The sequence below is a fragment of the Ruegeria sp. BF12 genome, from assembly GCF_056538705.1.
Genome location: NZ_JBQFTP010000013.1, coordinates 86468 through 106649 on the forward strand (window position 1 = coordinate 86468; position 20182 = coordinate 106649).

The following is a 20182-nucleotide window of genomic DNA, read 5'->3' on the forward strand; positions in this document are numbered from 1 at the left end:
GTCAGACCCGGTGGTAAGGACCGCCAGACAGGATCGTTGCGGCCCGGTAAAGTTGTTCAGCCAGCATCACACGGACAAGCATATGGGGCCAGACCATCGACCCGAATGAGATGGAAAAATCCGCCTCAGCCCTGAGGTTAGGGTCTATACCGTCGGCTCCGCCAATAATCAGCGCCAGATCCTGCCGCCCGGCATCTCGCCAACCACCCAGTTTTTTCGCAAAATCCGGCGAGGACATAACCCGCCCGCGTTCATCCAAAGTGCAGATCACCGCACCTTTGGGCAGCGCCTTTCGCAACAGCGCGGCCTCGGCCCCCATGCCTGCGTTTTTCTTGTCTTCGACCTCGATCACGCGTGCGGGACCAAGGCCCAGCGCGCGGCCGGTCCGGTCAAATCGTGTCAGATAATCGTCAAGCAGGGTCTTCTCCGGTCCGGAACGCAATCGCCCGACCGCACAAATGCTTATACGCATATTTCTCTCGCCGCCGACCTGTTAATGCAGGCCGGGATGGCGCCTCAGTTGGCTGAGGCGCTGCCGCCCTGAGGCAACCACATCTTTTCCAGCTGATAGAATTCACGCACTTCGGGGCGGAAGATATGGACGATCACGTCGCCCGTATCGATCAGCACCCAGTCGCCGGCGTCCTTGCCTTCGACCTTCGAGGTGAAACCGAATTCCTGCTTGATGCGATCCGTCAGCTTTTCCGCCATGGCCGAGACCTGACGGGTCGACCGACCTGAGGCAATCACCATGTGATCCGCAACCGAGGATTTGCCCTGCAGGTTGATCTGCACGACGTCTTCGGCCTTGTCATCGGAAAGTGAGGAAAGGATGCGTTCAAGCAGCTTGTCGCTGATTGACTGAGAGTGGGCCATTACATTGGCCCGGTCATCGGCGGGCAAACCCGCCTGGGTATGTAGAGACAGGACATAGTCCTCCTTTGCTGCGCGCCGCCAAACCCCGGCGCAGGGGTACTAATAAGGTAACAAGCGGATTGCAACATTTCAATGAACGGGCGTTTTGGGAGCCAGACGGGCGCTCACTCTTTGGCGATCTGTTGCGAGTCTGCGCCGTCGGCCAACAATCGAACCTCGCGCTGCGGGAAGGGAATCGAGATGTTTTCGGCTTTGAACGCATCCCAAAGAGCCAGATAGACATTACCCCGGATATTGGTCAGACCCTTGGTCGGGTCGCTGATCCAGAACCGCAGGACATAATCCACGCTGCTGTCGCCAAACCCGGTGATGTGGCAAACCGGTTCATGCGTCCCGCCGCTGAGAACGCGTTGCACCGATTTGACCGCCCGGATCGCCGTGGCCCGCACCTGATGCGGGTCGTCGTCATAACTGGTGCCAAAATCCAGATCCAATCGCACATAACGATCCGAATGTGACCAGTTCACCACCTGATTGGTGATCAGATCTTCGTTCGGGATCAGATATTCGCGCCCGTCCCGTGTCACGACCGAGACGTACCGCGCCCCCAGCGCGTTGATCCATCCGAAGGTGTCACCCAGCGAGATCACGTCGCCGGGTTTGATAGATCGGTCCATCAGGATGATGATCCCGGAAATCAGGTTCGAGACCACCTTTTGCAGCCCAAAACCGATACCCACGCCGATGGCACCCGATAGAAGCGCTATGCCTGTCAGGTCGAAACCAAGGGTTCGAATGGCAGCCAGAAACACCGCGCCATACAGTAAAACCTGAATGCCTTTGGCCAACAGGACCTGCATTGATGGGGTGATGTCATCGTTGTTCATCAGCCCGCGCTCGGCGGCGCGAGTGCCAAGACGGGCCAGAGTCAACAGGACACCGATCAGCAAAATGGCCTTGAGAATGCCCAGCGCCGAGATGTGCAGATCACCGATGGATATCGCCACACCGTCCAGGAAACCGGCCACGTCATCGGTCAGATTCAGCGCAATCAGCGTTGCATAGACCCACATCGCCCATTTGAAGATTCGCCTCAGGGTGCGGTTCCGCACCAGCCGCGCCACCAGCGCAATCGCCAGCCATGCAACAGCCAGAGTTGCGATCACACCAATGATATAGCTGCGCGACGGCCACGTAACATGCTGCATGATCAGGTAGAGTGACCAGGACATGACCACGAAATAGACCAGCGTCAGACGCCGCATCAGCTGGACCAGAATGCGCAGACGCCATTTGGGCCAGCCTGTGCGTGCGCGTGCCCATGCGTCCCAACGCCCTTGTGTCATCAGCTTCAGGATGTAGGCCAGCGCCCACAGAAACAGAACAATGATCAGCTGGTATTGCCTCCAGCCCGGCGTGACGATCAGTTCGACCAGATTTCCCAATTGCAAGGAAAACCCCGCAACCATGTTGTCGTAGAGATCTGCGAGGGAACTGGGGATAAGGTCTTGGTTCATGAACATCTCCTGCGGGCCAGCTTGGACAGCGTTGCCCTCGGATGCAAGCTGGACGCAGGATTGAACCTTGATTGACGCGAAAGCCCGATATATCTGAGGCGCATGAGACTCAATCTGGCCCCAGCTCCGACGTTGCAAGACCGCACGCGCCTGCGTGAACGGTTCTTTGGGGCCGCCCGCACGGTTCTGGCACGCCTATAATCGGCGTCCAGCCACTCGCCAGCTATTTCTCATTTACATACGGGAGAGGACCGATGTCCCCCAAAACACTCTATGACAAGATCTGGGATGCCCATGTCGCGCACGAAGCCGATGATGGCACCTGCCTGCTTTATATCGACCGCCACCTGGTGCACGAAGTCACCAGCCCGCAGGCGTTCGAAGGCCTGCGCATGGCGGGCCGCAAAGTACGCGCCCCGGAAAAGACCATCGCCGTTCCGGACCACAACGTTCCGACGACGCCGGACCGCGTAAACGGGATCGAAAACCCCGAATCGCGCATTCAGGTCGAAGCGCTGGACAAGAACGCCAAGGATTTCGGCATTCACTATTATCCGGTGAATGACGTCCGTCAGGGCATCGTGCACATCGTCGGCCCGGAACAGGGCTGGACCCTGCCGGGCATGACAGTCGTCTGCGGCGACAGCCACACTGCCACGCACGGCGCGTTTGGCGCACTGGCCCACGGCATCGGTACGTCTGAGGTTGAGCATGTTCTGGCAACCCAGACCCTGATCCAGAAGAAGTCCAAGAACATGAAGGTGGAAATCACCGGCAAATTGCAGCCGGGCGTGACCGCCAAGGATATCACTCTGGCCGTGATCGGTGAGACCGGCACGGCTGGCGGCACCGGCTATGTCATCGAATATTGCGGTGAAGCGATCCGCGATCTGTCGATGGAAGGCCGCATGACCGTCTGCAACATGGCCATCGAAGGTGGCGCCCGCGCTGGTCTGATCGCGCCGGACGAAACCACCTTTGAGTATGTCAAAGGTCGCCCGCATGCGCCGAAAGGTGCCCAGTGGGAAGCGGCTCTGAACTGGTGGAAAACGCTCTTCACCGACGAAGACGCCCATTTCGACAAGGTCATCACCTTGCGTGGCGAAGACATCGCGCCGGTCGTAACTTGGGGCACCAGCCCCGAGGACGTTCTGCCGATCACCGCGACCGTGCCGAACCCGGAAGATTTCGAAGGCGGCAAGGTCGATGCGGCCCGCCGGTCGATCGAATACATGGGTCTGGAAGCCGGACAAAAGCTGAGCGACGTAGAAATCGACACCGTCTTCATCGGCTCGTGCACCAATGGCCGTATCGAAGACCTGCGTGCTGCAGCCGAGATCCTGAAAGGCAAAAAGATCAAGGACGGCATGCGTGCCATGGTCGTACCCGGCTCCGGTCTCGTCCGCGCTCAGGCCGAAGAGGAAGGTCTGGCCGACATCTTCAAAGAGGCCGGTTTCGAATGGCGTCTGGCAGGTTGTTCGATGTGTCTGGCCATGAACCCCGATCAGTTGCAGCCGGGTGAGCGCTGTGCCGCAACCTCGAACCGTAACTTCGAGGGTCGCCAGGGCCGGGGCGGACGCACCCATCTGCTGAGCCCGGCGATGGCTGCCGCAGCGGCAATCACAGGACGGCTGACAGACGTCCGTGAATTGATGTAAGGTCTCCTCATATCTAGATATTTGAGGGAGAGACTGAAATGAGTGATTGGGTCAAATGGCTCTTGTTGGGGCTGCTGTCTATCGCGTTTGGCATCTTTGTGCTGGGCGCGCCGGTGGTGGCTTCAATCGCGGTGACGCTGGTGACCGGTGTGTTGCTGCTGATCTCGGGCGTATTGCAAGTTGTAGGCGGGTTCACCGTTGAGGGAACCGGCAACAAGATTCTGTCATTCATCATGGGTGCCGTGATGCTGTTTCTGGGTTGGAACTTCATGTCCCAGCCGCTTGAAGGAACCGTCACTCTGGCGATCGTCATGCTGATCCTGTTCATGGCAGGCGGCATCGCGCGGGTCATCCTGTCGTTCCAGATGCGCGGAACGCAGTTTTTCTGGCCGACGATGATCTCGGGCATCTTGTCGATCGTCCTTGCAGCTATCATCTGGACCTATGTGGGAAGTGAACCCGCAGTGCTGATGAGCATTCTGGGAATCTTCCTGGGCATCGAGATGCTGTTCAACGGGTTCGGATTGGTCTTCATGGCGTTCTTCGTCAAGAACGCACCCAACGACGCAACAACTGAAGCAAAACAAGCTTAAACGCGGGGCTAGGGGTCGGCCCTCTCCCGCAGGAGTGTGAACATGGAAAAGTTTGAAAAAGTCCACGGGGTGGCCGCCCCAATGCCGCTGATCAATATCGACACCGATATGATCATTCCCAAGGTACACCTGAAGACCATCAAACGGTCCGGCCTTGGCGTCGTTCTGTTTGACGAAATGCGCTATCACGACGACGGGCAGGAGAATGAAGAGTTCGTCCTGAACAGACCCGCCTATCGCCAGACAGAGATCTTGGTCGCGGGCGATAACTTCGGCTGCGGCTCGTCGCGCGAACACGCGCCATGGGCGATCAAGGATTTTGGCATCAAGGTCGTGATCTCGACCAGCTTTGCCGACATCTTCTTTAACAACTGCTTCAAGAACGGCATCCTGCCCATCGTGGTCGAGGAAGAACACCACGCGGTTCTGATGGAAGACGCGCATAAGGGCGAAAACGCCCGCATGACCGTGCATCTGGAAGATCAGCAGATCACCACGTCGGATGGCGTCGTGATCGCGTTCGACATCGACCCTCATCGTAAGCACTGCCTGCTGAACGGTCTGGACGATATCGGTCTGACGATGGAGAAAGACCACCACATCGACAAGTTCGAGGATCACGCAAGCCAGGCCCGCCCCTGGGTGTGATTCCAAGCACGAATCTTTGGATACTCAACTTATCGGGGTCGCTTCGGCGGCCCCGCTCGCATTCTTGGGGTTTTGTTTTCAGCAACCACAACATGTAGTGAATGACCCCTGATGCACGTCGAATTTGCGACACAAATGATGCAAAGGCGCACCAGTTTCGCCATCATTTTGCCCGAAATCACGTGTTTTCTGCACCTTGGCTTGAGCGGAATGCCGCTTATCGTCAGTGTTGGCGCTAAGAGAGGCGCCCGTCGAAAAAAGAATGTCGGGCACAAGTTGGGACGAAACCGTCAAAGAAGCGGTCAATCCGGTTTGAAAGGGTTTGGATAGTGATTGCGCGCACAACAGGGGCGGCGATTCGGGGATTGTTGGTCGCACTCATGGTGCTGACACCCGCGTTGTACCTGCCTGTAACGTCTACGAATGGGACCGAGATCGTCGTCTTTCTCGCCATTCTCGCGTTCTTCCTGACGTTTGCGGAATACAACTCTGCCTTTCCCAGCTTTATCGAATTTCGCGACGCGCCCCCAGTGAACCGTTTGCGTTTTGTGGGGCTGATGTCGATGATCACGTTCCTGACGCTGATCTGCAAAAACGCATATGCGCCGACGACTCTGACAGCAACTTTCTATTCGGTCGGTCTGGGCGTCGCCAATGTGGTCGACTTCCCGTATTCGCCCGTTCGGCTGATCATCCTGATGCTGCCCGCCGACGCAAGCGCGCCTTTGATCGAACTCGTTCGCATTTCCGCCAGTGTCGCTTACGTCGCCGCGCTGGTTACCATAGGCAGCTTTGTATATGCGGTGAAAGTGCGGGGCTGGCCCACGGGGAATGGCGCCTTCAATGTCTGGACCAATCTGCCGCTGTTTGACCCGACCAAGGGTGGAGATGTGGTAACGCGCCTGCAGCGTGACGGACGCCTGAACATCTCAATCGGAATTCTGCTGCCGTTCCTGATTCCGGCCCTGATCAAGTTGCTGACCGATTACGCGGACCCGATTTCGCTAAGCAATCCTCAGACCCTGATCTGGACCCTGAGCGCATGGGCCTTCCTTCCTGCCAGCATGATCATGCGCGGTATCGCGACCCTGCGGATTGCGAACCTGATCGTCGAAAAACGGCGGGCCTATTCCACAGCCGAGAACACACAGACCGCATGATCCGCATCCTTGTCCTGCTGCTGTTGCCCGTATTGGCGCAAGCAGAGACGGTGCGCGTTGCCACCTACAACACAGAACTCAGCCGCGACGGGCCGGGCTTGTTGCTCCGCGACATTCGCCGCGAAGACGCTCAGGTGATGGCGGTCGTTGATGTTGTGGTGGCTGCGCACCCCGATATTATCGCCCTGCAAGGCATCGACTGGGATTTGGATGGCCTAACCCTTTCGGCACTGGCCGACCGGCTGCGGGAAAATGGTGTCGACTACCCATACCAATTTGCGAACCAGCCGAACTCGGGCTTGGAAACCGAGCTGGATCTGGATGGAGACGGCCGCACCCACGGCCCGGGCGACGCACAAGGCTGGGGCCGTTTCACCGGGCAGAACGGCCTGGCTGTGTTGTCGCGCTATCCCATCGCCATGCAAGAGGCGCAGGACTTCTCGACGGTGCTATGGCGGGAGTTACCCGGCGCAGAACTACCCGTAACCGACGCAGGCCCCTACCCGTCTGAACAGGCGCAAAGCATTCAGCGTTTGTCTTCTGTGGCGCATTGGGTTTTACCTATCGACACTCCGGTCGGGCCGCTCGATCTGATGACCTTTCACGCCGCGCCGCCGGTGTTTGACGGGCCAGAGGACCGCAATGGCCTCAGAAACAAAGACGAGCTTCGCCTGTGGTCCGCTGTGCTGGATGGCAAACTTGGGCCCGGACGCAAAGGCCCCTTCGTAATCGCCGGGGACGCTAATCTGGACCCGACGCGCGGTGATGGGCGCAAGGAGGCAATCCTGGAATTGTTAGCCGATCAACGCCTGCAGGACCCGAAGCCCGCAGACCCCAATGGCAAGCTGACGACAGTAGTTTGGAAAAGCGTCGGTCCGATGCGGGTAGATTACGTGCTGCCCTCCACGCATTGGACAGTGGTCGAAGCCGGGGTGTACTGGCCCGCCGCAGGCACGAAAGAGCGCGAAACCGCCGAATCCGCCAGCCGCCACCGACTTGTGTGGGTTGATCTGGCAGGGAACTAGCGCTTCGACACGCTGTAAAATGGCCCTAGAATCCAGGCTTGCGCAATTTTCAGCGCCGGAACAGAGCTTCTGAGACATAAACTGAAATTTCCCAGCAAACAGTCGGATTCGTCTCATTGACCCGATGCCGCGCAGGCGCTAGGGCCTGTGCTGTAAAACGCAAGGAGATCCTTCATGTCCAACCCCTCGCTCCTCATCCTGCCCGGAGACGGAATTGGCCCCGAAGTCATGGCCGAAGTGCGCAGAGTCATCGACTGGTTCGGTGCAAAACGTGGCCTGGAATTCGACGTGAGCGAGGATCTGGTCGGGGGTGCGGCCTACGACGCGCACGGCAAGCCCTTGTCGGACGAAACCATGGCCAAGGCGCAAGAGGTCGATGCGGTTCTTCTGGGTGCCGTCGGCGGCCCGAAATACGACGATCTGGATTTCAGCCTCAAGCCCGAGCGTGGCCTGCTGCGCCTGCGCAAGGAAATGGACCTGTATTCCAATCTGCGCCCGGCGCAGTGCTTTGACGCGCTGGCCGATTTCTCATCGCTGAAAAAAGACATCGTTGCCGGTCTCGACATCATGATCGTGCGCGAGCTGACCTCGGGCGTCTATTTCGGCGAGCCGCGCGGCATCTTCGAAGAAGGTAACGAACGCGTCGGCATCAACACCCAGCGCTATACCGAGTCCGAGATTGAACGCGCCGCGCGCTCGGCCTTTGAGCTGGCAATGCGCCGGAACAAAAAGCTGTGCTCGATGGAGAAAGCCAACGTGATGGAATCGGGCATTCTGTGGCGCGAGGTCGTTGACCGTGTTGCCAAGGAATACCCCGAGGTCGAGCTGAGCCATATGTATGCCGATAACGGCGCCATGCAGCTGGTGCGCGCACCCAAGCAGTTTGACGTCATCCTGACCGACAACCTGTTTGGCGACATCCTGTCCGACTGTGCCGCGATGCTGACCGGTTCGCTGGGTATGCTGCCTTCGGCCTCGCTGGGCGCTCCGATGGCCAATGGCCGTCCCAAGGCGATGTACGAGCCGGTCCACGGGTCGGCCCCAGACATTTCGGGTCAGGGCAAGGCCAACCCGATCGCCTGCATTCTCAGCTTTGCGATGGCGCTGCGCTATAGCTTTGATCAAGGCGAGGAAGCCGATCGTCTGGAAGCCGCGATCGAAAAGGTTCTGGCCGATGGTGTCCGCACCGGCGATCTGCTGGCTGATGAAGGAGTCCAGCCGGTCTCGACCTCGGAGATGGGCGATGCGATTCTGGCGGCCCTCGACGAAAGCCTCTGACTAAATCCCCATTCAATTGAAAAGGCGGTGCCCAGTGCACCGCCTTTTTTTTCGCCTGTTCAGTTCCCGAAGATATTGTTCAACAGGTTGTTTATAGCCCGGTCCAACCCGGTTTGTTTCTTGCGCCGTTGTTGCTGCGGCTGCGCCGTTCGTACCGGGGGTTCAGGTGCCATCATCGGCAATGGGGTGGGCGTCATACCCTCGGTCACGCGCAGCATGGTTTCTTTCCAGATTTCAGCCGGCAACCCGCCTCCGGTCACGCCGGACAGCGGGGTATTGTCGTCATACCCCATCCAGACACCCGTCACGTAATCCGCCGTAAATCCAATGAACCAGGCGTCCCGGGCAGCCTGAGTGGTTCCGGTCTTACCCGCCACCTGCCATCCGGGCAGTTGCGCGCGCCCACCGGTTCCTTGAGACACCACACGTTCCATCATCCAGGTCAGCTGCTTGGCCGCGTTATCGTTGATGACCCGCTCGCCGATACCGCTTGTGGTAACCATCATTGGTGTTTCGTCGCCCAGCAGTTTCAGCTCGGACAAACCATAGGGTTCAACGGCCGACCCTCCGTTCAGGATTCCGGCATAAGCACCCGTCATCTCGATCAGTGTGCTTTCCGACGCGCCCAACGCTAACGCCGGACCCTCGGCCAGATCACTTTCAATGCCGAACTCGCTGGCAACTGTGCGGACATTATCCAAACCGGCGATTTCGGCCACTTTGACGGCCGGAATGTTCAGCGAGTTTTTCAGCGCATCCGCCAATGTGACCCGACCATAGTACTTGTTGGTATAGTTCTTGGGGCACCACTGGCCCGAGCCGGGTATGTCCCAGCATGTGGGCTCATCCACAACAATATCCAGCGGCGAATAGCCCAGTTCCAGCGCCGTCGCGTAGACAAACGGCTTGAAGGAGGACCCGGTCTGCCGCAAAGCCTGCGTCGCCCGGTTGAACGCGCCAGACACCCGCGTCTTGCGCCCGCCGACCATCGCGCGAACAGCGCCGTCCGCAGACATCACGACGATGGCGGCCTGCGCCTTGGATCCTTCACGCACCTTTTCCTGAAAGATGTACTGCAGGGCCTCTTCCGCCGATTTCTGCAGGCGTTGATCAAGTGTAGTCTTGATCACCACATCATCCGTTGTATCCGAGCCAAAGAAACTGGGCAGCTCGGTGATGACCCAATCGGCAAAATAGCCTCCTGCCCGCGCAGCCGCGGCCTCGGACAGTTGCGCCGGTTTACTGCGCGCACTGCTGGCCTGCGAGGCTGTCAGATAGCCCTGCGCCTCCATCAGCCCGATCACCAGTTGCGCCCGATCCTGAGACCGTTTGAGGTTATTCGTTGGGGCATACCGTGTGGGGGCCACCAGCAGACCGGCCAGCATGGCGGCCTGTGACGGGCTTACCTCGGCTGCCGAGATACCGAAATAGCGTTGGCTGGCCGCTTCGAACCCGCGCGCACCGGCACCCAGGAACGCCCGGTTCAGATAGATGGTCAGGATTTCATCCTTGGAGTATTTCACCTCCATCGCCATCGCATAGACCGCTTCCTTGGCCTTGCGCCACAAGGAGCCCTGACGGCAATCCGCTTCATACGCGGCCTCGGAGTCCCATTCGCCGGGTATGTAAGGCACGCCCAGACACAACAGTTTGGCCGTCTGCTGTGTGATGGTCGAACCGCCATGGCCCGACAATGGACCACGCCCTTCGCTCAGGTTGATGCGCACCGCGCTTGCGACGCCGCGCGGACTGACGCCGAAATGCCGGTAGAACCGCTTGTCCTCTGTCGCGACGACCGCGTTCTTCAGATGGCGCGAGACGGTATCCGCCGTGATGACGCCGCCAAACTGGTCACCGCGCCAGGCAAAGACCTTGCCATCGCGATCCAGCAGAGTCACCGATCCGCGCGCGCGCCCATCCAACAGAGCGTCGACATCGGGCAGGCTGGAATAGACAACGCCCACAGCCAGCGCCAGCAACAAAGCGGCCACTGCGCCCATGCGCCAGGTCACACCCCAGATCACCCGCCAGACCCAACGGAAAAGGCGGCGGAAGAAACCACCGCCACTGCCACCACCAGAGGTTTTGCGTGTTTTCTTTCGCGTAGATTTGCGCGTTGCCGTTTTTCGAGCCGTCGCCTTTTTGCCAGCGGGCTTTGCGGCACGCTTTGTTGCCGTGGGTTTGCGCCCCTTCGAAGGGTATCTTTTGTCCGCAACAAGCGGTGTCTTGCGGCGCCTGGACTCAGTCATGCTCAAACTCTGCCCGGTTATCATTTTGACGCACCATACCCTGCCACAGACATGAAGTAGAGGTATGATTTTCCCCTAAACACCCTCCATACTCCGCCCGCTTTTTAGGCAGAAGTGTTTTTTTGTGCAAAAATTGTGCACCTAAGCTCTGTTTTCCCCTGCGTCCTGTCCCCTATGCCGTTCCTTAACACGGTCAGGCGCGCTCTTTTTCTGCAGGTGCAAACAAACCGGGCAGACCGGGGAAGCAGAGGGGAAAGACGTGAAACTGATCATTGCGACAATCAAGCCGTTCAAGCTGGAGGAGGTGCGTGAGGCACTGACCGACGCGGGCGTGCGCGGCATGATGGTGACCGAAATCAAGGGCTTCGGCTCGCAATCCGGTCACACGGAAATCTATCGCGGCGCCGAATACGCCGTGAACTTTGTACCCAAGATCAAGCTGGAAATCGTGGTGCCCGCCACGATGGCCGACCAGATCGTCGAAACCATCACCAAAACCGCCAAGACCGGCAAGATCGGTGACGGCAAGATTTTCGTCCTCGATGTCGAGCAGGCCCTGCGCGTACGGACCGGGGAAACGAACGAAGAGGCGCTCTAAGTGCCGCCACTCACAACCATTCGAGGAAGTCACATGAACCTGATGAAATCTCTCATCCCTGCCGCCGCGCTTGTCGCGCTGCCGCAGATGGGCCTTGCGCAAGAGGCCGCCGCTGGTGAAACTGCGCAGCACACGCAATACATCCTGACCTCGCTGCTGTTTCTGGTCGGCGGCTTCCTGGTGTTCTGGATGGCCGCGGGCTTTGCCATGCTCGAGGCCGGTCTGGTACGCTCCAAGAACGTGGCCATGCAGCTGATCAAGAACATGGGCCTGTTTTCGTTTGCCGCCATCATGTACTGGCTGGTCGGTTTCAACCTGATGTATCCGGGCGATGGCTGGACCATCACAGGCGTTCTTGGCGCATTCTCGCCAACATCTCTGGAACCCGTTGGTCTCGACGGCGTCGAGACCGATCTGTCCTACGCTTCGGTAGGCTCGGATTTCTTCTTTCAGTTAATGTTCTGTGCGACCACCGCGTCGATCGTTTCGGGCACTGTGGCCGAGCGGATCAAACTGTGGCCCTTCTTCATCTTCGTAATCGTCCTGACCGGCATCATCTACCCGATCGAAGCGTCCTGGCAGTGGGGCGGCGGCTGGTTGTCCGAAATGGGCTTCAGCGACTTCGCAGGCTCAACCCTGGTGCACGCCGCTGGTGGTTTCGCAGCGCTGGCAGGTGCCATAGTTCTGGGCCCGCGTATCGGCAAGTACAACAAAGAGGGCAAGGTTGTTCCGATCCCCGGCTCGAATCTGGCGCTGGCAACCCTGGGTACGTTTATCCTGTGGCTGGGCTGGTTCGGCTTTAACGGCGGCTCGCAGCTTGCGATGGGCACCATTGGTGACATGGCCGACATCAGCCGCATCTTCGCGAACACCAACATGGCCGCCGCAGCGGGTGCCGTTGCCGCGCTGATCCTGACACAGCTGATGTATGGCAAGGTCGACCTCACCATGGTTCTGAACGGCGCGCTGGCCGGTCTGGTGTCAATCACCGCCGAGCCGCTGGCCCCGTCGCTGTTCCAGGCGCTGATCATCGGTGCCGTGGGTGGCGTGATCGTCGTCCTGACCGTTCCGATGTTGGACCGCATGAAGATCGACGACGTCGTCGGTGCCATCCCGGTTCACCTGATCGCAGGCTTCTGGGGTACTTTCATCGTGGCATGGACCAACGGGGACGCGTCCTTCGTGACGCAGATCATCGGCTTCGCAGCGATCGGTATCTTTGTCTTCGTGGTCAGCTTCATCCTCTTCTCGATCCTGAAGGCAACGGTTGGCCTGCGGGTTGGCGAGGAAGAAGAGATCAACGGCCTGGATATGGGCGAGCTGGGTATGGAAGCGTATCCTGAGTTCTCCAAGGGATAAAACCGGAGTAAACCACTCGAGAGGCCGGGCGTTCGCGCCCGGCTTTTTCTTTTCTGATAATACATCCTGTGGAAAAAGTCGTCTGTTTAGGTTCTGATCTTCAAAACCAGTGAATTCCAAGACTCCTCGCATTTATATGACAAAATCAACAGGCACACCGCGGTTACGGATGTCCCGCCTTCGCGACATCGGCTGGAAGCTATGGGACCCCATTGGACTGCTGGGGCCTGAAGACAACTGGCAGGACGAGGAATGCGCGCCGTTCGCTGACGAATACGACACATATCTGCAAAAGGCCGCGGGAATGCTGCACAGGGGAGAAGAGCGCCGAAAAGTTGTCGACTATCTTGTTCAAATTGAAGCGGTGCATATGGGTTTGGGAGAAAGAAAGAGCTCCCGCAAGCAAGCCGAAGACGTGGTGAACGCAATCCTCGGCGACAAAGAGCTTTGGACCCAGAGATCACAAATAACCTGATTGAACCTGTCGTTCACACTTCAGAAAAAAGAGCCGCGCTGGGTAGCGCGGCTATCTGTCATTTTGCCAATAGTACTCAGACACCTACATCGACAATCGCCTTGGCCAGAATCGGCACGGTGTTTGCATTCAGCCCGGCAATGTTCAAACGGCTGTCGCCGACCATGTAGATGCCGTGATCGGCGCGCAGCTGCTCGACCAGGTCAGGGGCCGCCCCCAGACGCGAGAACATGCCACGGTGCTGGGCGATAAAGCCGAAACGGTCAGACCCGCTGAGGCGTTGCAGCTCGTCGGCCAGTTGCTGACGCAGACCCAGCATGGACAGGCGGATCTCTTCCAGTTCAGCCTTCCAATCGGCGCGCAGGGCGTCGTCGTTCAGGATCGTGGTCACAACGCGGGCACCGTGATCGGGCGGGAAGGAATAGTTCTGGCGGTTTAAGAACGCCAAAGTCGCCTGGTTCAGAGCCGTCTGTTCCGCATCGTCGCTGATCGCCATCAGCAGGCCGGTACGCTCGCGGTAAACGCCAAAATTCTTCGAGCACGACGCTGCAATCAAGCAGCGCTTGACCGACGAGGCCACCAGACGGGTTGCCTGCGCGTCTTCCTCGAGTCCGTCGCCGAAGCCCTGATAGGCGATGTCGATCATTGCCACGAGGCCGCGCTCGTTGATAAGATTCACGACCTCCTGCCACTGCACCATGTTCAGGTTGGCCCCGGTCGGGTTGTGGCAGCAGCCATGCAGCAGAACCACATCGCCCGCTTTGGCGGTCTTCAGGTCCTCGATCATGCCATCAAAATCGACGCCACGGGTTTCACCGTCAAAGTAACGATACTGGACCGTCTCCATACCCAGGTAGTTCAGGATCGACAGGTGGTTGGGCCAGGTTGGGTTCGACACGAAAACGCGGGCCGAAGGGTTGGCCATCCGGATCATCTCGAACGCCTGACGGCAAGCACCGGTTCCGCCGGGCGTTGCCACGGCAGCGATGTTTTCGCGCGGCACAGATGTGCCCAGGATCAGGCCAATCATCGCGTCGGCATAGGCAGGATCGCCCGCCAGGCCGGTATAGGCCTTGGATTCCTGCTCTTCGAGAATACGCTTCTCGGCCGCTTTCACCGCACGCATCACCGGGGTCACGCCCTCGGCGTTCTTGTAGACACCAACACCCAGATCGATTTTCTGATCGCGCGGGTCTTCGCGGTACGCCTGCATCAGCGCCAGGATCTTGTCGGCGGGCTGCGGTTTGAGGTTTTCGAACATCAGTTCTCTCCGGTTGCGACGGGCAGGGTCGGGAAGGCACCCCATTCAGCCCAGGAGCCGTCATAAAGCGAGTGGTCTTTCTTGCCCATGCGTTCAAGCGCAAGGCTCAGGATCGCAGCCGTCACGCCCGATCCGCACGAAGTAATGGCTGGCTTGGACAGGTCCACACCGGCGGCCTCAAATACGGCACGGCAATCGTCGGGCGATTTCATCGTGCCGTTCTTGTTCAAAAGGTTTCCAAATGGCACGTTGCGCGAGCCCGGAATGTGACCCGAACGCAGGCCTTCTCGCGGTTCGGTCCCGGTTCCGGCAAAGCGGTCGGCCGCGCGCGCGTCAATGATCTCGTGATCTGCCAGCTTGGCAGCAGCAGAAACCTGCGTGACATCGCGGACCAGGTGATTCTGAACCCGCACGGTCATGTGGCGGTCGCGGATCACGGGCGGAAGATCCTCGATCTCGCGCCCTTCAGCCTGCCACTTGGGCAGACCGCCGTCCAGAACGGCGATGTTTTCCTGCCCCATCAGGCGGAACAACCACCAGACCCGCGCCGCTGACATCAGCCCGGCGCCGTCATAGACCACGACCTGATGGCCATCGCCCACGCCCATTGCCCGCAGGCGCGACATGAACTTTTCTACCGGCGGCGCCATATGCGGCAGATCCGAGCGGTGATCGGAAATCTCGTCGATGTCAAAGAACCGCGCTCCGGGGATGTGGGCCGTGTCATATTCGGCCTTTGCGTTACGTCCCTGCTGCGGCAAATACCACGACCCGTCCAGCACCCGCAGATCCGGGTCCTTGAGATGGGCGGCAAGCCATTCGGTAGAAACGAGGGTTTTCGGATCGTCCTGCATCAAAGCCTCCCCTAAACGCGCTTGGTTTTTCCCTATACGCGCGCGCTTTAGGGTTCAAGGCTGGATAGGATGTTGTACGGCAAACGGACGCGTCTTGACCGGAAAAACAGAAAATTCCCGCATTGGGCGTGAAGGCGCAAGCCGTTCAGGGTCACCACGGGGGCTTGCCAAACAGGGAACAGATCGACCTCAATCCGCGCAACGCTTGGGAAAGCGCAGTCCTGAATTAGTTCGGACGATAAAACTTGCGCTATTTTATTCGTATTTCGTTTCTTAAACACAGTCCCACACTCCGGTGAACCTCGCAAAATTGCCTGACAACTAGAATCTGCCTGAGAGGCCAGGTCTGCTTGGCCCAGTGGGTCGTTTGGAATACAAACCTGACTTCGTTGTCAAAAGTGATCACACTCGATCATTCCATGGCCGCGTGACTCCGTCCACAGCCCGTTTTGCGGCCAAACCTAAGCAACAGGTCAGCAGCTCCACTATGGGTTGAGCGTAAAAATGCGCCTTTTTTGCCCAAAAATAGCCGGTTTTCCTTACGTCACTCGGCCTTGGAGAATCTGCAAAACTGCCTGCGTGAGGGCTGCGGATTTTACCATCGCAACTACGCCACTCTGCGCAGGGAATACGAGAGATTTTGTTAGATAGGAAATACGCGTTTCTCGATTCCCCATCCAAATCGGAAATGGTGTGTCGCAGCATTCCCAGCAAGCCAGAACCGCAAGGACAATGCGCGACCGCAACAGGGCGATAAAACAAAAACATCCCAGGGCCCTTTTGCGACCAAAGAAATACTCACCCAACAGGAGAACGAAATGAACAACGCAGGAATTAAGTTTGGCCTCATGGCCCTGGGCCTGGCCGCCTTAATCTCGCCAATGAGTGCCTCGGCACAGGTCGCATGCGAGCCGTATACGGTAAAAGTGGGGGATACGCTGGCAACCATTTCAGAAACTGCTTACGGCTCGCGGGACTACCAAATCATTTTTAACGCAAACCGGAATGCCGTTGCCGGAAACCCAAACAATCTGACTCCCGGCACCGTTCTGAATCTGCCGTGTGCAGACGGTCGTCTGACTGCAACAACGCAGTTTAATGAGGTCGTCGAACGTGAAGAAGAAAAAGCCTCGAAAGTTCAAGCCCGGAACGTCTATGAACCGCCGATCCGTTTGCTGGCCGGCAACGATTGGGCGCCCTACACGGACGAAGGTCTTTCGGGTGGCGGTTTCCTGATGCGACTAACGACAACGGCCCTTCATCGCGCTGGTAACAAACGCGAATTCAATCAGGGCTGGGTGAACGACTTTAACTCGCACCTGTATACGCTGCTGCCCGCCGGGGCCTATGACATCGCCGTTGCCTGGGTCGTTCCCGACTGCGCAAAAAACCCGGATGCGATGGGCGAAGACAGCCTTTATCGCTGCAATGGATTTTACGCATCCCAACCATTGTATGAATCTGTCGTTGGGTACTTCACCCTGCCTGACAGCAAATACGCCAGCGCAACCTCAATCGAAGAACTGGAAGGCGCCGTCTTCTGCCGCATGGAAGGGTTCTTCACCAACGACCTCGAAGAAGCGGGCATGGTAGAGCCGAAAATCACGCTTGTCCGTCCCCGTACTCCGGAAGAGTGCATCGAAGCGGTCATGAATGGAACGGCCGACGCAACAGGCATGGCCATTCAGCAAGCCAACGGGGCGATCGCGACACTTGGTATGGAAAACGAAGTTGTTCAGAACGAGAACTTCACACACCTGTCCACGATCCGCCTGCTGGCGCATAAATCCAACCCGTACGGGCTGCAGTACATCTCGATGCTCAACAATGGCTTGAACGAGATGCGCAAGTCGGGTGAGTGGTACGATATCGTTTCCAGTTCGCTGGCCGAGTACAGCGCCCAGAACCTGGCTGCATCGAACTAATAGCCCCAAACTTCATGCACAGCGCTGTCCGGGCGCTGTGCATAGCCTCGGCACGGAACCACGTTCAGTATAGCTGCCTGCGCCCCGCCAAACTCACCTGAAATCAGCTAGCCGGCACCGCATCCGCAGGTTGTGCATAGTGATGCATATTCAGAAATGCCGCGCCTTCCGCCCCGGCGCGATAGCCGTGCGGCAGGTCCGCCGCAAAGCGCAATCCCTGCCCCGCCTGCAACGGAACCCAATCTCCGTCGCGCAAAATCTCCAGCGAGCCATTCAGCACAAAGACTTCCTCGGTGACGCCGACAGCATGGGCCGGGGACTCGTGGCTTTGGTTCGGTGCAAGGTCGACGTGAAAGGTCTCGGCCCCCAAAGCGGGATCAAAGGGAAAGACGATCTTGACCTCAATACTGCCGGGAAAGGTCACAGTGCGAAAGACGCCATTACTGGTCGTATCGCGCAACGCTCCGGACCCGATCAGTGCGCTCAGCGGCAGCTGGAACCCCTTGGCGATTTTCCAAAGCGTCGCGATGGTCGGGCTGGATTCGCCACGCTCGATCTGGCCCAGCATGGCTTTGCTGACCCCGGTCATCTCGGCCACTTTGGACAGGCTCAGCCCCGAGGCCGCCCGCACATCGCGTAGTTTCAACGTAATTTCATCCGGTGCCATCTCGTCGTCTCTCGAATCCTCTTGTGCGTTATAGCGCACATGTGATACGTGCGCTATAACGTACGCATCCCGCATATCGCAACCGGGGCAAAAGGGAAACAGCATCATGCCAATGTACCGATCCAGAACTTCAACCCATGGCCGCAACATGGCCGGTGCCCGCGGCCTGTGGCGCGCCACCGGTATGCAGGATGACGATTTCGGCAAGCCAATTATTGCCATCGTCAACTCGTTCACTCAGTTCGTGCCGGGTCACGTGCACCTGAAGGATCTGGGCCAGATGGTCGCGCGCGAAGTTGAGGCCGCGGGCGGTGTTGCAAAAGAGTTCAACACCATCGCCGTGGATGACGGTATCGCCATGGGCCACGACGGGATGCTGTATTCGCTGCCCTCGCGTGAGGTCATCGCGGATTCGGTTGAATACATGGTTAATGCGCACTGCGCTGATGCGATGGTGTGTATTTCGAACTGCGATAAGATCACTCCCGGCATGCTGATGGCCGCCATGCGCCTGAACATCCCTGCGATCTTCGTCTCTGGCGGCCCGATGGAAGCCGGCAAGATCGACATCGCGGATCTGGACGTCAAGAAGATCGACCTCGTGGATGCAATGGTTGCGGCAGCCAACGAAGACTTTACCGATGAGCAGGTCCAGCACATCGAGGAAAACGCCTGCCCGACCTGTGGGTCATGCTCGGGCATGTTCACTGCGAACTCGATGAACTGTCTGGCCGAGGCTCTGGGTCTGGCGCTGCCGGGCAACGGCTCGACTTTGGCGACACATGCCGACCGCAAGAACCTGTTCCTTGAGGCCGGGCGCCGGATCGTCGAAATCACCAAGCGGCATTATGACTTGGACGAAAAAGGCTTCCTGCCGCGCGAAATCGCCACCTTCGACGCGTTTGAAAACGCCATGAGCCTTGATATCGCCATGGGCGGATCGACCAATACGGTTCTGCACCTGCTGGCGATCGCGCATGAGGGCGAAGTGCACTTCACCATGTCCGACATGGATCGCCTTAGCCGCAAGGTGCCATGCCTGTGTAAGGTCGCACCCAATACCGAGAACGTTCACATGGAGGACGTGCACCGCGCCGGTGGTATCTTCTCGATCCTCGGTGAGCTTAGCCGGGCCGGACTGCTGCATGAACACTGCAGCACCGTGCATTCGGCCACGATGGGCGAGGCAATTGCCAATTGGGACATCAAGATTGCCAACAACCCGGCGGCGCAGGACCTGTTCAAGGCCGCGCCGGGTGGCGTGCGCACGACACAGGCATTCAGCCAGTCGAACCGCTATAAGGACCTCGACACCGACCGCGAAGGCGGCGTGATCCGGTCCAAGGAACACGCGTTCAGCCAAGACGGCGGTCTGGCGGTTCTGTTCGGCAACATCGCGCGCGACGGTTGCATCGTGAAAACCGCAGGCGTTGATCCCAACAGCCTGACGTTTACCGGGTCGGCCTATGTTTGCGAAAGCCAGGATCAGGCGGTCAACGATATCCTGACCGGCAAGGTCAAAGAAGGCGACGTGGTGGTGATCCGCTATGAAGGCCCGCGTGGTGGTCCGGGGATGCAGGAAATGCTGTATCCGACATCCTATCTGAAGTCCAAAGGTCTGGGCAAAGCCTGCGCGCTTTTGACCGACGGCCGGTTCTCGGGCGGCACATCGGGCCTGTCGATTGGCCACGTTTCGCCAGAAGCGGCAGAAGGTGGTGAAATCGGACTGGTGAAGCAGGGCGACAAGATCGAGATCGACATTCCAAACCGTACGATCCATCTGGCCGTGTCAGACGAAGAACTGGCCGCCCGTCGTGAAGAGCAGGACGAAAAGGGCTGGGCGCCCGTCGCGCCACGCAAGCGCAAGGTGTCCACGGCGCTCAAGGCCTATGCCAAACTGACGACCAGCGCCGCGAAAGGTGCCGTGCGCCAAGTGTGACGGGGTGGTTTTCAAACAACCATAACTGCAATAACTTCAAAGGCCTCGCTAATAGGATTAGCGGGGTCTTTTTCTTTTGCATTCAATGAAACCCACAGCT

At 58.6% G+C, this 20182-nt stretch carries 18 protein-coding genes; 11 read left to right on the forward strand and 7 right to left on the reverse strand.

The genetic code is table 11. The features are described from left to right. Position 1: 1 nt before the first annotated feature. From rlmH to ACR0J0_RS18490, 3 genes are all read right to left on the reverse strand, one after another. Positions 2–472, reverse strand: coding sequence for a 23S rRNA (pseudouridine(1915)-N(3))-methyltransferase RlmH (rlmH, locus tag ACR0J0_RS18480; RefSeq protein WP_480665498.1), 471 nt, complete (start codon positions 470–472; stop codon positions 2–4). Positions 473–516: 44 nt separating this feature from the next. Then, positions 517–876: a ribosome silencing factor gene (gene rsfS / locus ACR0J0_RS18485; RefSeq protein WP_058276550.1), complete on the reverse strand. Its 360-nt coding sequence runs from the start codon at positions 874–876 to the stop codon at positions 517–519. A gap of 164 nt (positions 877–1040) precedes the next feature. Continuing rightward, positions 1041–2393, reverse strand: a complete 1353-nt coding sequence (locus ACR0J0_RS18490; protein WP_480665499.1) for a mechanosensitive ion channel family protein — start codon at positions 2391–2393, stop codon at positions 1041–1043. A gap of 254 nt (positions 2394–2647) precedes the next feature. On the opposite strand from ACR0J0_RS18490, the gene leuC reads away from it, so the two are divergent. The 6 genes from leuC (at position 2648) to leuB (ending at position 8755) form a co-directional block, all read left to right on the forward strand. Continuing rightward, complete coding sequence (gene leuC, locus ACR0J0_RS18495) at positions 2648–4051, forward strand: 3-isopropylmalate dehydratase large subunit (RefSeq protein WP_480665500.1); 1404 nt, start codon at positions 2648–2650, stop codon at positions 4049–4051. A gap of 38 nt (positions 4052–4089) precedes the next feature. After that, positions 4090–4644: an HdeD family acid-resistance protein gene (locus ACR0J0_RS18500; protein ID WP_480665501.1), complete on the forward strand. Its 555-nt coding sequence runs from the start codon at positions 4090–4092 to the stop codon at positions 4642–4644. A gap of 42 nt (positions 4645–4686) precedes the next feature. Further along, the gene (gene leuD / locus ACR0J0_RS18505) at positions 4687–5292 is read left to right on the forward strand and encodes a 3-isopropylmalate dehydratase small subunit (protein ID WP_480665502.1); all 606 of its coding nucleotides are present in this window, start codon (positions 4687–4689) and stop codon (positions 5290–5292) included. A 380-nt stretch (positions 5293–5672) separates the two neighbouring features. Then, positions 5673–6452 carry a hypothetical protein gene (locus ACR0J0_RS18510; RefSeq protein WP_480665503.1) on the forward strand — a complete coding sequence of 260 codons (780 nt, stop codon included), beginning with the start codon at positions 5673–5675 and terminating at the stop codon, positions 6450–6452. Further along, on the forward strand, positions 6449–7477 hold the full coding sequence (locus ACR0J0_RS18515; RefSeq protein WP_480665504.1) for an endonuclease/exonuclease/phosphatase family protein: 1029 nt from the start codon (positions 6449–6451) through the stop codon (positions 7475–7477). Before ACR0J0_RS18510 ends, ACR0J0_RS18515 begins: the two co-directional genes overlap by 4 nt. A gap of 174 nt (positions 7478–7651) precedes the next feature. Next, entirely contained in the window at positions 7652–8755 is a 1104-nt protein-coding gene (leuB, locus tag ACR0J0_RS18520; RefSeq protein WP_480665505.1) for a 3-isopropylmalate dehydrogenase, read from the forward strand. A gap of 59 nt (positions 8756–8814) precedes the next feature. Here leuB and ACR0J0_RS18525 read toward each other — a convergent pair whose 3' ends face one another. Continuing rightward, the gene (locus tag ACR0J0_RS18525; RefSeq protein ID WP_480665506.1) at positions 8815–11004 is read right to left on the reverse strand and encodes a transglycosylase domain-containing protein; all 2190 of its coding nucleotides are present in this window, start codon (positions 11002–11004) and stop codon (positions 8815–8817) included. Between the two features lie 259 nt (positions 11005–11263). Between ACR0J0_RS18525 and ACR0J0_RS18530 the strand changes: the two genes are divergently transcribed. The 3 genes from ACR0J0_RS18530 (at position 11264) to ACR0J0_RS18540 (ending at position 13436) form a co-directional block, all read left to right on the forward strand. Further along, complete coding sequence (locus ACR0J0_RS18530; protein WP_170336579.1) at positions 11264–11602, forward strand: P-II family nitrogen regulator; 339 nt, start codon at positions 11264–11266, stop codon at positions 11600–11602. Between the two features lie 33 nt (positions 11603–11635). Then, entirely contained in the window at positions 11636–12961 is a 1326-nt protein-coding gene (locus tag ACR0J0_RS18535; RefSeq protein WP_480665507.1) for an ammonium transporter, read from the forward strand. Between the two features lie 169 nt (positions 12962–13130). Beyond that, complete coding sequence (locus ACR0J0_RS18540; protein WP_480665508.1) at positions 13131–13436, forward strand: hypothetical protein; 306 nt, start codon at positions 13131–13133, stop codon at positions 13434–13436. Between the two features lie 76 nt (positions 13437–13512). Here ACR0J0_RS18540 and ACR0J0_RS18545 read toward each other — a convergent pair whose 3' ends face one another. Beyond that, entirely contained in the window at positions 13513–14697 is a 1185-nt protein-coding gene (locus ACR0J0_RS18545; RefSeq protein ID WP_480665509.1) for an amino acid aminotransferase, read from the reverse strand. After that, entirely contained in the window at positions 14697–15551 is an 855-nt protein-coding gene (gene sseA, locus ACR0J0_RS18550) for a 3-mercaptopyruvate sulfurtransferase (RefSeq protein ID WP_480665510.1), read from the reverse strand. Before sseA ends, ACR0J0_RS18545 begins: the two co-directional genes overlap by 1 nt. Before the next feature lie 818 nt (positions 15552–16369). Here sseA and ACR0J0_RS18555 point away from each other — a divergent pair. Beyond that, complete coding sequence (locus ACR0J0_RS18555) at positions 16370–17476, forward strand: peptidoglycan-binding protein LysM (RefSeq protein WP_480665511.1); 1107 nt, start codon at positions 16370–16372, stop codon at positions 17474–17476. Positions 17477–17579: 103 nt separating this feature from the next. Here ACR0J0_RS18555 and ACR0J0_RS18560 read toward each other — a convergent pair whose 3' ends face one another. After that, positions 17580–18143, reverse strand: coding sequence for a helix-turn-helix domain-containing protein (locus ACR0J0_RS18560; RefSeq protein WP_480665512.1), 564 nt, complete (start codon positions 18141–18143; stop codon positions 17580–17582). Positions 18144–18249: 106 nt separating this feature from the next. On the opposite strand from ACR0J0_RS18560, the gene ilvD reads away from it, so the two are divergent. Continuing rightward, on the forward strand, positions 18250–20082 hold the full coding sequence (ilvD, locus tag ACR0J0_RS18565; protein WP_480665513.1) for a dihydroxy-acid dehydratase: 1833 nt from the start codon (positions 18250–18252) through the stop codon (positions 20080–20082). Positions 20083–20182 lie beyond the last annotated feature (100 nt).